Annotated in this window: 8 protein-coding genes and 1 tRNA gene; 4 read left to right on the forward strand and 5 right to left on the reverse strand. The window is 51.9% G+C overall.

Annotated elements, in window-relative coordinates; all coding sequences use genetic code 11:
• Positions 1 to 40: 40 nt before the first annotated feature.
• The 3 genes from CI960_RS10500 to CI960_RS10510 form a co-directional block, all read right to left on the reverse strand.
• Positions 41 to 454, reverse strand: coding sequence for a hypothetical protein (locus tag CI960_RS10500; protein WP_036614210.1), 414 nt, complete (start codon positions 452 to 454; stop codon positions 41 to 43).
• Between the two features lie 45 nt (positions 455 to 499).
• The gene (locus CI960_RS10505; RefSeq protein ID WP_036614213.1) at positions 500 to 1759 is read right to left on the reverse strand and encodes a site-specific integrase; all 1260 of its coding nucleotides are present in this window, start codon (positions 1757 to 1759) and stop codon (positions 500 to 502) included.
• Positions 1760 to 2033: 274 nt separating this feature from the next.
• Positions 2034 to 2106, reverse strand: a tRNA-Lys gene (locus tag CI960_RS10510).
• 494 nt (positions 2107 to 2600) lie between these two features.
• On the opposite strand from CI960_RS10510, the gene ettA reads away from it, so the two are divergent.
• The 4 genes from ettA to CI960_RS10530 all read left to right on the forward strand — a co-directional run bounded on the left by ettA (position 2601) and on the right by CI960_RS10530 (position 8862).
• Positions 2601 to 4289, forward strand: coding sequence for an energy-dependent translational throttle protein EttA (gene ettA, locus CI960_RS10515; RefSeq protein ID WP_005856590.1), 1689 nt, complete (start codon positions 2601 to 2603; stop codon positions 4287 to 4289).
• Between the two features lie 26 nt (positions 4290 to 4315).
• A complete protein-coding gene (locus CI960_RS10520) occupies positions 4316 to 4969 on the forward strand; it encodes a DUF1080 domain-containing protein (protein WP_005856588.1) in 654 nt (217 codons plus the stop codon).
• A gap of 131 nt (positions 4970 to 5100) precedes the next feature.
• Complete coding sequence (gene glyA, locus CI960_RS10525; RefSeq protein ID WP_005856586.1) at positions 5101 to 6381, forward strand: serine hydroxymethyltransferase; 1281 nt, start codon at positions 5101 to 5103, stop codon at positions 6379 to 6381.
• A 129-nt stretch (positions 6382 to 6510) separates the two neighbouring features.
• Positions 6511 to 8862: a family 20 glycosylhydrolase gene (locus CI960_RS10530; protein ID WP_005856584.1), complete on the forward strand. Its 2352-nt coding sequence runs from the start codon at positions 6511 to 6513 to the stop codon at positions 8860 to 8862.
• 203 nt (positions 8863 to 9065) lie between these two features.
• Here CI960_RS10530 and CI960_RS10535 read toward each other — a convergent pair whose 3' ends face one another.
• Together CI960_RS10535 and CI960_RS10540 are read right to left on the reverse strand one after the other, a co-directional pair.
• Positions 9066 to 10601, reverse strand: a complete 1536-nt coding sequence (locus CI960_RS10535; protein ID WP_005856581.1) for a carbon-nitrogen hydrolase family protein — start codon at positions 10599 to 10601, stop codon at positions 9066 to 9068.
• Positions 10602 to 10680: 79 nt separating this feature from the next.
• Positions 10681 to 13170: an alpha-L-arabinofuranosidase C-terminal domain-containing protein gene (locus tag CI960_RS10540; protein ID WP_005856579.1), complete on the reverse strand. Its 2490-nt coding sequence runs from the start codon at positions 13168 to 13170 to the stop codon at positions 10681 to 10683.
• Between the last annotated feature and the right edge of the window lie 143 nt (positions 13171 to 13313).

Raw genomic sequence — 13313 nt, forward strand, 5'->3', positions numbered from 1 at the left:
CGGGCAACGCTCGCTATTTATTTATATTCTTCTAAATATATTAGTTATAAGAAATGGTCGTCTGATTGCTGCCGGGATTGAAAACGACAAGGACTTCGGGTTTTTTCTCTTGCAGGCGTTTGTACTCGCACAGGGAGTTGAGTACCCACTCACGGAACAGCTTCGTGCAATAGGTGTTGATGCGGAAGCTGAGAAATATGATCGCTTCCAGATTATAATAGGTAACGATGCTTTTGTCCTGCTTCTCAGTTATGGTCACATCGCCGTCGTAAAGCAGGCGGGATTTGAAGATGGAGCGCACATTGGCGTCTATTGTCTGCACGAACACTCCGAACAGACGGGCAAGCTCGTGCTTGGTCATCCATACGTTGCCGTTCTCTATTTTTACACTGACGATGGGTTGTTCGTCCTTGTTTTCCAAACCGGTGATGGTGATGTATCCTCTATTTTCCATAAAGCGTTGTTTTTAAATGGTGTGACAATATAATGATTTGTTTATTCATACAGCGTTTTGCGCCGTACCTTTTTGCATACTTTTTAGTTTCCGATCCAACATATTCATGTCATGGCTCAACTTTCTATCCACGACACGGGCGTAAATTTGTGTGGTCTGAATGTTGGTGTGGCCGAGCATCTTGGATACGCTCTCAATGGGAACGCCTTTGGTCAGGCAGATCTCCGTCGCAAACGAATGACGCGCAAGGTGATAGGTGATCCGCTTGTTTATCTGACAAATAGCTGCAATCTCTGCCAAATATTCGTTCATCTTCTGGTTGCTGATTACCGGAAGCAATCTTCCGTCTTTCAACTTGCCCTCGTACTTGGCGAGAATATCCAACGGTATTTGCAGTAAAGGGATGAATGATTCCACGCCGGTTTTACCTCTGTCTTTCATGATCCACTTTTTTCCGTCCACGCCGATTTTAATGTCATCGGCAGTCAGGGTGTATATGTCGCAATAGGGCAAACCCGTGTAACAGCTGAAGATAAAGGCATCCCGTACATGCTCCAGCCGTTTTGATTGGAACTCCTTATAATAGATCGTGTCAATCTCTTCCTGAGTGAGATAGCCCCTGTCCGTCTTGTCAAAGTTGAATCTGAAATTACCGAAGGGATCTATAAAACTCAATCCGCTTTTCTGGGCGAACAGCAAAATGGTATGGAAGCGTTGCACGAACTTCATGGCGGTGTTGTTGCTGACCTCACATTCCTGACGCAAGTAAAGGTAGAAGTTCTCAATGTGGGTGACGGTGATTTCTTTCACCGGAATATCCGATAGCCGATATTCTTTCTGCAAGAACTCTATCATCCGCTGTTTGGTGAGTTCATAGCGGCTGTAAGTCTTTTGGGTAGCCGTCTTGCCCACTTTCTTTGCGTACTGCTCGTTGTGTTGGGTGAAATAGCTGATGAGCGTCTTCTCCTTTTCCTCCAACCCAAGGAATGCGTTCCTGATTTTCTCCGGCAGGGCATAGCCGTCCACGTTCATCATGCGTGTGTAGTGCATGGTGATGGCCGAACGTATCTCGTCCAATGTCTTGTTGAGTGAGGATACCCTGAGATTTTCTTTCTTATCCGCACTCTGCTTGTTGATGATGGCCTTGCTGTTCTTCGTGTCCCAGTTGTCGGGGTGGATATCCAGCTTGCTGCTGAATTGCACCTGATCACCGTCCACCGTGATGCGCACCATAATTACTACATGACCGTTTTTCTTCGGTTCGTTCTTCTTCAAATAGAAGAGTGTCTTGAATGTCGATTTCATACCGTAACTCCTTTCTTGTTGCAAAGTTAATTTGTTCGTTCCGTAACGGCTCTGACTTTCGACTGCCAATATTCGACAAATGAGCGACTTACCTATAAATTCGTTACGGTTTTTATCGTAACGGAAAACCGTAACGAATTAGTAACGATTCTTTTTCACAGGGTGGCTTTTTGAGGTCTTTTTTCTGTCGCAAGGGGATAAGAAAAAAGCTCCTTAAACCATTGGTTTAAAGAGCTTTGTCTTAGATTGTCGGAGTATTTTCTTTTCTCCTTAGTGATCCGCCTGGGGCTCGAACCCAGGACCCCAACATTAAAAGTGTTGTGCTCTACCAGCTGAGCTAGCGAATCATCCTGTGCGTTACTTTTGTAATGCGAGTGCAAAGATAGGGGGTTTTATTTTATTATACAAATTTCAAGAGGGGTAAATTTTAGTTTTTTCATGGGGAGCAAACGCAAGAAACAAGATATAAGCACTTTACATCACGTATTACATCATGCATAAACCGGTTACATATCTTCACGAGACGAAGACGAACCACAATCCTAAATCGTTAGGATCACACAACCTAAAGCCACATGATCGCACAGTCCTAACCACAACGCCGCACAACCTCTCCTACCCTTCATTTATGATAACGCTAAAACTCAACTTCCGAGGAATAGCATATCTACCGGCTTCTTTCACAAGAGAATTGAACCGAGTAATCTCCACACGCCAAACTTGGCAATCGGTAGATATCTGATACCTATGATCTTTGTTCATTTGTAAAATAAAAGATATTTACGTAGATTTGTACACCATTATTTTAAGTTAAGGAACCAATTAACACACAAAAAATTATATGGCAGACGATAAGAAGATTATTTTCTCGATGGTAGGCGTGAACAAGATCTTTCCGCCTCAAAAACAGGTTTTAAAGAATATATATCTGTCCTTTTTCTATGGGGCGAAGATCGGAATCATCGGATTGAATGGTTCCGGTAAATCTACGTTGCTGAAGATTATCGCCGGTATCGATAAGGATTATCAAGGAGAGGTGGTCTTCTCCCCCGGGTATTCCGTAGGGTATCTGGAGCAGGACCCTAAGTTGGAGCCGGGCAAGACCGTGAAGGAGATCGTGCAGGAAGGCGTGCAGGAGATCGTGGACACCTTGAAAGAATATGAGGAGGTGAACGAGCGATTCGGCGATCCGGAGGTGCTGGAAGATCCGGATAAGATGGATGCCTTGATCAACCGTCAGGCGGAGTTGCAGGACAAGATCGACGCTACGGACGCATGGAACCTCGACAGCCGTCTGGAACGTGCCATGGACGCTTTGCGTTGTCCGCCGGAGGATCAGGTGGTGGATACGTTGTCCGGAGGCGAGCGTCGCCGGGTGGCCCTTTGCCGATTGCTGCTCCAGCAGCCGGACGTATTGCTGTTGGATGAGCCGACCAACCACTTGGACGCCGAGTCGATCGACTGGCTGGAGCAACATCTGCAACAATATGCCGGTACCGTTATCTGCATCACGCACGACCGTTACTTCCTAGACCACGTGGCCGGATGGATCCTTGAGCTGGATCGTGGCGAGGGTATCCCTTGGAAGGGTAATTACTCCTCTTGGCTAGACCAGAAGACGAAGCGTATGGCTCAAGAAGAGAAGCAAGTCAGCAAGCGCCGTAAGACCTTGGAGCGTGAGCTGGAATGGATCAATATGGCGCCGAAGGCCCGTCACGCCAAGGGTAAGGCACGTCTGAACTCGTACGAGGCCCTCTTGAACGAGGACCAGAAGGAGCGTGAGGCTAAGCTGGAGATCTTCATCCCGAACGGCCCTCGCTTGGGCAATAAGGTGATCGAGGCACAGCATGTGGCGAAGGCGTTCGGCGATAAGCTGCTGTTCGATGATTTGAACTTCATGCTTCCCCCGAATGGTATCGTGGGAGTCATCGGGCCGAACGGTGCCGGTAAGACTACCTTATTTAAGATGATCATGGGCATGGAAAGCATCGACAAGGGGACCTTCGAGGTGGGCGAGACCGTACAAGTAGGTTACGCCGACCAGACCCATAAGGATATAGACCCGAAAAAGACCGTTTACCAAGTCGTATCCGGCGGACAGGAATTCATCCGTATGGGTGGCAAGGAGGTGAACGCAAGGGCTTACCTGTCTAAATTCAATTTCGCAGGAGCGGATCAAGAGAAGCTATGCGGCGTACTCTCCGGAGGAGAGCGTAACCGCCTGCATCTGGCGCTGACGCTGAAAGCGGACGCTAACGTATTGCTGCTCGACGAGCCAACCAACGATATCGACGTGAACACGCTACGTGCCTTGGAGGAGGGTCTGGAGAACTTCGCCGGTTGCGCCGTCGTTGTCTCTCACGACCGTTGGTTCTTGGACCGTATCTGTACGCATATCCTGTCGTTCGAGGGTGATTCCAACGTGGTCTTCTACGAAGGGACCTATTCCGAGTACGAGGAATACAAACGTAAGACCTTGGGCGACGCCGAGCCGAAACGGGTACGCTATCGCAAACTAATCGTTGATTAATCATACTATAAATAGAGTTTAATGCCATGAAAAAAAGAATGCTATCTTTGGCTGTATTAGCCGCCTCCCTCTTCTGTTTCTCCAATGGGGCGAACGCACAGAAGACCGAGAAACTGTTCAACGGGAAAGACCTGTCTAACTGGAATTTCGTAGTCGACAAAAACTCCGTCCCCGCCGATCAGGTCTATTCCGTACGCGACGGTAAGATCTTCATCACCGGCCAGCCTTTCGGCTATATGTACACCAAGGAGAAATACAGCGACTATAAATTGCACGTGGAATGGCGTTGGCCGAATGGGGATTCCAACGCCAATAGCGGTATCTTCTTACACATCGTAGATTTCCAGAATCCCTTCCCGAACGGGATCGAGTGTAATCTGCAAGCCGGGAGGGCCGGATTGTTCGTACTGCTGGGAGGCTCCGACCTTGTCGAGTACCAGCAACGCCCGGGAGAGGAACGTCCCTTCTTCCCTGTCGTAAAGAACGTGAACCCGTCCAGCGAGAAGCCCGCCGGAGAGTGGAACGAGGCGAACATCTTCGTGAAAGACGGCGTCATCACCGTTTACATCAACGGCGTATACCAGAACACCGGAACCAACAAGGTGAAGGAAGGCCATATCGGGCTACAGAGCGAGGGTAAGGAGGTTGAGTTCAGAAACGTAACCCTCACCAAGTGGTAAGTGGAGCCGTTTCCGGCGCATCTGTAATAATTAAACGGAATCTTTTAAATAGTATTAAAATAATATAGTACATTCGCGAGGATTCCTTTTCAATGAGGAACATATCATTGCAATAACCAATTTAAGAGGTAATGAAAAGAGACAACATCATTTTTGACATTATCGAGAAGGAGCACCAACGCCAATTGAAAGGCATTGAGTTGATCGCTTCCGAGAACTTTGTCAGCGACCAGGTCATGCAGGCCATGGGAAGCTGTCTGACCAACAAATACGCCGAGGGATATCCCGGCAAGCGTTATTATGGGGGTTGCGAGGTAGTAGACCAAAGTGAGACGATCGCTATCGAACGGTTGAAAAAGCTATTCAACGCCGAATGGGCCAACGTGCAGCCTCACTCCGGGGCGCAGGCCAACGCAGCCGTATTCTTCGCCGTATTGAATCCGGGCGACACGTTCCTCGGGTTGAACCTGTCGCATGGCGGACACCTGTCCCACGGTTCACCAGTAAATAGCTCCGGCGTTCTCTATCACGCTACCGAATATAATGTAAAGGAAGATACCGGACGGGTGGACTACGACCAGATGGAGGAAGTAGCCCTTCGTGAGAAACCGAAATTGATCGTTGGCGGTGGTTCCGCTTATTCCCGTGACTGGGATTACAAACGTATGCGTGAGATAGCCGACAAGGTAGGCGCCTTATTGATGATCGATATGGCCCACCCGGCAGGCCTGATCGCCGCCGGTTTGCTGAACAACCCGCTGGAATACGCTCACATCGTAACGTCTACGACGCATAAGACCCTGCGTGGTCCTCGTGGCGGTATCATCCTGCTGGGTAAGGATTTCGAGAATCCTTGGGGCAAGAAGACACCGAAAGGCGAGATCAAGAAGATGTCTCAGTTGTTGGACTCCGCCGTATTCCCGGGTATCCAAGGCGGTCCGCTGGAGCATGTGATCGCGGCCAAGGCCGTAGCCTTCGGAGAGGCTTTGGAGCCGGAATACAAAACGTATCAAGCACAGGTGAAAGCGAACGCCGCCGCTATGGCCAAGGCCTTCACAGACAAAGGGTACAAGATCATCTCCGGCGGTACGGACAACCACAGCATGCTGATCGACCTGCGCACGAAGTTCCCCGACCTGACCGGTAAAGTGGCCGAGAAAGCCTTGGTAGCCGCCGACATCACGGTGAACAAGAACATGGTTCCGTTCGACAGCCGCTCGGCCTTCCAGACCTCCGGTATCCGTGTGGGTACGCCCGCTATCACGACCCGTGGCGCTAAAGAGCCGCTTATGGGCGAGATCGTGGAACTGATCGACACCGTATTGGCCGCTCCCGAATGCGATAAGACCATCGGCGCCGTTCGTGAGAAGGTGAACGGTATCATGAAGGAATATCCTATCTTCGCATGGTAAATAGGAAATTGAGAATTGAGAATTGAAAAGGATGCCAAACGGCATCTTATCTTCAACTCTCAATTCTCTTTTTAAACTCTCAAAAACATCTAAACAATATTCAATTTTCAACTTTCAATTTTTAATTCTATGAAAAAGCTCCTTGCTACAATCTGCGCCGGCGCTGTCTTGGGCCTGATGGCCTCATGTGATGATGCTCCCGGTAAAGCGAAAGCTTACAACCAAGGTATCAACATCATCCCGACACCGGTCAGCCTTACGCAGAACGAAGGAAACTTCAAGCTAAACAAAAACACGAAGATATACGCTTCCACCCCGGAGGCGAAAACAGTAGCCGAGTTCTTCGCGGCTAAAATGAACACGGCGACAGGCTACCAGATAGCTACCGCCGACAAAGAGACCTCCGACGGTATCTCGTTGGTTATCGACGGCTCTCTGGACGTAAACGACGAGGGATACACGCTCGACGTAGCCGACAGCGGCGTTCGTATCAAAGCCAAGACCCCTCAAGGTCTTTTCTACGGTATGCAATCGTTCTTGCAATTGCTGCCCGCCGAGATCGAGAGTCCTTCCGCCGTGAAAGGTATCGCATGGACCGCTCCGGCCGTATCTATCAAGGACGAGCCTCGATTCGGCTACCGTGGTATCATGCTAGACCCCTGCCGCCATTTCATCCCGGTAGAGAATATCAAGAAGCAGCTGGATGTATTGGCCTTGTTCAAGATCAACCGCATGCATTGGCACCTGACCGACGACCAAGGATGGCGTATCGAGATCAAGAAGTACCCGAAACTGACCGAGATCGGCTCTAAGCGCATCGATGGCGAGGGTACCGAGTACGGAGGCTTCTATACTCAAGAGGAGGTGAAGGATATCGTTAAATACGCGGCGGATCGTTTCATCACGATCGTTCCCGAGATAGAGCTTCCGGGACACGAGATGGCCGCTATCGCCGCCTATCCGGAGCTGTCTTGCGAGGGTAAGCAGGGTACTCCCCGTATCATCTGGGGCGTGGAAGACATCGTATTATGCGCCGGCAAGGAAGAGCCCTTCCAGTTCTTCGAGGACGTGATCGCCGAGGTAGCCCCCCTATTCCCGGGCGAGTATTTCCATATCGGAGGCGATGAGTGCCCGAAGACGAGCTGGGAGAAATGCCCGCTTTGTCAGGCCCGTATCCGTAAGGAAGGCTTGAAAGGCGACAAGGAGCATACGGCCGAGGAGAAATTGCAGAGCTATTTCGTACAACGCATGGAGAAGGTCGTAAACAAGCACGGCAAGAAGATGATCGGATGGGACGAGATCCTTGAGGGAGGTCTGGCTCCATCGGCCACGGTAATGTCTTGGCGAGGTGAGGAAGGCGGTATCGCCGCCGCTAGCATGAACCACGACGTGATCATGACCCCGGGAAGCGAGGGTATGTATATCGACCAGTTCCAAGGCGACTACAAGATCAACCCGGTATCTATCGGAGGATTCACCACGGCGGAGCGGGTCTATAAATACAACCCCGTCCCCGACACGCTGGCAGCGGCCGGTAAAGGGCATTTCATCAAGGGCGTGCAATGCAACGTATGGAGTGAGTACCTTTATAACACGGACATCATGGAGTACCGTATCTATCCTCGTATCCTAGCCCTCTCCGAGATCGCTTGGAGCCCGCTGGACCGGAAGGATTACAAGGACTTCGAACGCCGTCTGGACAACGCTCAGGTTCGCCTAGACGGACATGGTATCAACTACTACATCCCGCAGCCCGAGCAACCGAACGGTTCTTGCAACTTCGTGGCTTTCACGGACAAGGCTACCATGACATTCACCACGAACCGTCCGATGAAGATGGTCTACACGCTGGATGGCACCGAGCCTACCCCGGAATCTACCGTATATACGGCTCCTTTCGACATCACCGAGACTACGACCGTGAAGATCGCTTCCGTGTTGCCTTCCGGCAAGATGGGTAAGCCTCGCACGATCCTCGTGGAGAAACAAACGCTGGCTCCCGCCAAGGAGGTAGCCAAGACGACCCCGGGCCTCGACATGGAGGTATTCGATGGCATGTACCTAAGCGTAAATAATCTGGAGGCCGCTCAGAAGACCGGTAAGAAACAGGTCATCAAGACGACCCGTGAGCTGACCAACCAAGTGCCCGCCCCCGAATCCATGCGAGGCGTGAAGCAATACGCCGCTATCGCTACCGGCTACGTGAATATCCCGGAGGATGGCGTTTATTACATCTCTTCGGATTTAGAGGAGGTATGGATCGACGGCAAGTTGATGGTCAATAACGGTGGCGAGGTAAAACGCTTCTCCCGTCATGACACCTCCGCGGCCTTGGCAAAAGGCTTGCACGAGATCAAGCTGGTATTCCTTGGACACATCATCGGAGGTTGGCCTTCCAACTGGAACGACGGCAGCGTACAACTCCGTAAATCGGATGCCGAGAAATTCACGCCGATCACGGCTGAGATGCTAAGTCATTAAGATCATTTCCGAAGGGGGGAAGCGAGCGATCCTCCCCCCGATATAAACCGCAGGGGCGGGATTCGTCCGCCCTCCCACGCATACACGGCACGGGAGGGCGGACAGATCCCGCCCCTACTGCATTCTTCCGGCAAATATAATTGTGTTTAATAGCGAACACTACTGGGTTCAACCATGAATACTATTGTGTTCAACCGCAAACACTACTGTTTTTTTACCCTCAACTCATACAAGTCGTGGCGACGGTCCCGAAGGTTACGCACGCTACCATACGTATGCAACTCGTTGAGCAAATCAAGGTCCACGTCCGATACAAGGATCATCTCCGTATTCGGGGTTGCCTCCGCACGCTTGCCATCGGTAGGGAAAGCGAAATCGCAAGGCGTGAACACACCCGACTGGGCGTACTGTATATCCATATTATGCACACGAGGCAGGTTGCCCACGCTGCCCGCTATCACCACGAAGCACTCGTTCTCGATCGCCCGGGCTTGGGCACACACACGAACCCGAGAGTAACCGTTCTGCGTATCCGTAAGGAAAGGCACGAAGAGGATCTGCATCCCTTGGTCGGCCATGATACGGGCAAGCTCCGGGAATTCCACGTCATAACAGATCAGCACGCCGATCCGGGCGCAATCCGTATCAAACGTCTTCACCATCTTCCCGCCCGAGAGTCCCCAGCTCTTCTGCTCGTCCGGGGTGACATGTACCTTCTCGTACATCTCGTAGGAGCCGTCACGACGGATCAGGTATCCCACGTTATACAGCGCCCCGTCCTCCTTCAGCAAAGGCATGCTACCGGTGATGATATTGATATTGTAACTGATGGCGAGGTTCACGAATCGCTCACGGATCTCCTCGGTGTACTGTGCCAGCCCACGGATGCTCTGCGCCTCGCCTAGATGGTTGAACTTGGCCATCAGCGGAGCGTTGAAATACTCGGGGAAAAGGACGAAGTCGCTCTTGTAATCGGACACGGCGTCGACGAAGAACTCCACCTGCTCGAACACGTCGTCCAGTGTCTTATAAGGCCGCATCTGCCATTGTACCAGACCGACACGCACGGTTGTCTTCTTATCCACGTAATCCGTCGTAGGCGGCTGGTAATAGATATTATCCCATTGCAGCAGGGTAGCGCAATGCTTCGACTCCTCGTCGTTCGGCAAGTAGTTCATCATCACTTTCCGCACGTGGAAATCGTTGGAGAGCTGGAAGGTGAGCACCGGGTCGTAGATCTGACGTGAGCGCACCTTCTCGATGTATTCCTTCGGACGCATATGATCGGCGTATTTATAATAGTTCGGGATACGTCCGCCGAACATGATCGCCTTCAAGTTCAACTTCTCGCACAGCTCCTTCCGGTACTCGTACATACGGCGGGCCAGCCGGAGGCCCCGGTAGTCCGGATGGATGAACACCTCTATACCATATAATATATTCCCGTTCGGGTTATGCGTGCTGAACGTCTCGTTGCCCGTTACCTTGGCGTAGGTATGATCCCCTTTCACCATGTCATAATCCACGATGATGGAGAGGGCGCATCCTACGATCCGGTCATCCACCAGCGTCACGACCTGTCCCTCGGGAAATATCCGTATCAACGTCTCGATCTGCTTGCGGGTCCAGAAAACATCCTTGTCGGCGTATACCCTCTTGAAAGATTGCGACAACTGCGTATAGTCCTCAAGCTGCAAGCTCCGGAGCTCTACCTTGTTTATCTTATGCATTGGTTCCATAACACATTTTTTTGTTAAAGTCGCCGCGAAGTTAGGATAAATACAGATAAAGTGTACCGGCCCTCCTGCCCTATCTGACCTACTCCATGTATAATTTCAAGATCGTCACTGAATTAGGCGGGAAATTATAGATAAACGGGCCGCTCATCGGGAATACGATAGGCTCGGTGACAGGCGTTACGGCCCCCGGGTTCTCAAACGTATTACGAGCCTCCGGCTCCCCTCTCAATTGGATCAGCTCCGCCTCGTTACGGATATTCACTCCCTCGATACGCAAAGAGGTCTTCTCCTCGTGGCGGGTCGTATTCACGACCTTCAAGTAAATCACCCGGTTCTCCTTGTCGAGGGTAGCGACGGATACCAACGACGGGATCGGACGCATATCCACCTCATGCAGCAATACGCCGTCCACATAGCAACGGACGCGCTCGTACTCGCACGTCATGCGAACCGTATACCACCGGTTACTCTCAAAAGGGAAGCGCACGGGAGAGACCAAGCTATCCTTCACGCCACCTACCTGATGGTACAGCTCGCTCGTTCCCGCCCCGATCGTAAAGGCGATATAATCCGCCTGCTCGCCCGTCCGCCCGTTGTCGCGGAGGCGAAGCTGTATCTGCCCGCTACCTTTCGTACGCCGGACGGTAGCCGTATATTCATAGGCGTAGCTCGTAGAGTCGCCGAACAATACATGGTTCCACCGGTTGGCCTCCGGCACCAACGTACCAGCCTCCGGGACCTTCCATCCCCCGCTCATCACGGATATATCCGATACGGGCACGCCGTCGATCCGCACGTCCTTGAACTCATAGCTATTATCAAACATCTCTACGCCCGCCCGGCCCGTACGTACCTGTGGTTTCTCGTAGGTATCCACGATCGTCTTCAGCACCTCATCCCCCCGATGGCGGGTAAACATCTTTAATAAATGGTAGGAAGGAGAGACCACCGCCTGATGGGTGTTGAAAGAGATCAACGGATGGCGCTGGTTCTCGAACCCGGCGTTGCCCAATACCGGGGCATACGCCAAGCGGCGTACCATATCCGGGTTCTCCTCCGCGCCGACCAAGAAACAGGCCTCGGCCACCGCCGCCCGGAGCGTACCGGCCAAGGGTCGCTCCGTCGTCCCAAACTCCCCGATAAACACCGCCGGCGAACGCCGGGAATACCGGTCGCTATTAAACCTGCTGGCGTTCGAGAGGAAGAAATGCTCCCCGGCGTAATAATGGGAATCCACCCACTCGCTACGGCCTCGCTTCGTGAGGGGCGAACTGCTGATAACGGTAATCTCCGGATAAGCCTCCTTGATCGCCTTGCGGAAAAGCTCAAAGCGCCTGAAATACTCCCCACCATAGTTCTCGCTGCCGATCTCGACATACTTCAAGTTGAAAGGTTCCGGATGCCCGTTCCTCGCACGCAGGGCGCCCGGCAGGGAATCCGCCGGGGCGTTCGCGTAGGCGATAGCGTCCAAGGCATCTCCCGTGAGCTTATCCATCGCCGTGATATCCTCGTAGCGGGGCCGGCGGCTTTGGCTCGTGATCCCGCTATTAATAACGTAGATAGGCTCCGCCCCCATATCCTCGCACATTTGCAAGTACTCGTGGTAGCCCATGCCGTTCGTCGTACCATAGGCCCATACGTTCCAGAAATGCTTACGCTCCGAGATATCGCCCAGCGTCTCCCTCCAGATAGGGTACGTACCCGCCGTATACCCCTCCACGAAACTGCCTCCGGGGAAACGGATAAAACGAGGGGCCAAGGAATCGACCAGCGCCGCCAAGTCCGGTCTCAGCCCGTTCTTCCGTCCCTTCCACGTATCCTCCGGGAAGAGCGATACCACATCCAGCCAAAACACGGCGGAGGTATCGGCCGTGATCGTCAAGACAGCGTTCGGCGCGTCCTCTGTAGCCGTAAACGTATGCCTGTATCGTCTCCACTCGTACGGCGGCGCTACCTGAAACACATCGCTCAAGACCGTATTAGCCATCGAGTCCTCCAAGGCCACCCGGATGGTACGGGGCACCATATTCGCCCCCTTGGCGAAAAACGAGAGATCGTATCGTTCCCCTTTCCGGATCGGTATCCCCCGGTATCCCTCGGCTATAACGCCTCCGCGCCCCGACTCCCCGGAAGTCGATACGGCCACGAGCAACGACCGCCGGTTCTTATCATTCACCAGCTCCTTCATATCCGGGTATATCTGTGTATTAGGGACGATCCGCCTCCATCCCGGTACGGAATCTCCCCGCATGAAAGGGATCGTCCAGCCATTCGGGGTAATCAAGACGTTCCGGGCGGCGTCGTAAGGGCAGTTCAAGGGTGGCACGCCATCCTCGAAGCTCCGGTTCTGGATCAGCTCGGCATACAGCCCCCCATCGATCCCGTGGTTGATCTCCTCAATGGTCAAACCATACAGATCCGGGTTCACGGGAACCGTCAGGCCATCCGCCTCCACGGTTATCGTAGAGATCACCGGCATCTCCGGCTGGCAAGAGGACAAACCCACCCCGACAATAGCGCCAACCAATAAATGAATAACATCAAAATCTATATATTTCCTCCAACGCATCTTCGAATACTCATCTCATTTATGTGCGTACAAACTTAATCAAAAAATCGCAGTTTCCCCTATTTTCAAAGTCCGAACTGTTTTTTCAAAAAAACAATTGAAAAACATAGATTTTTTCAATTTAATATCCTAAATTTGCATAA

The sequence above is a fragment of the Parabacteroides sp. CT06 genome, assembly GCF_002257605.1.
Classification (GTDB): Bacteria; Bacteroidota; Bacteroidia; order Bacteroidales; family Tannerellaceae; genus Parabacteroides; species Parabacteroides distasonis.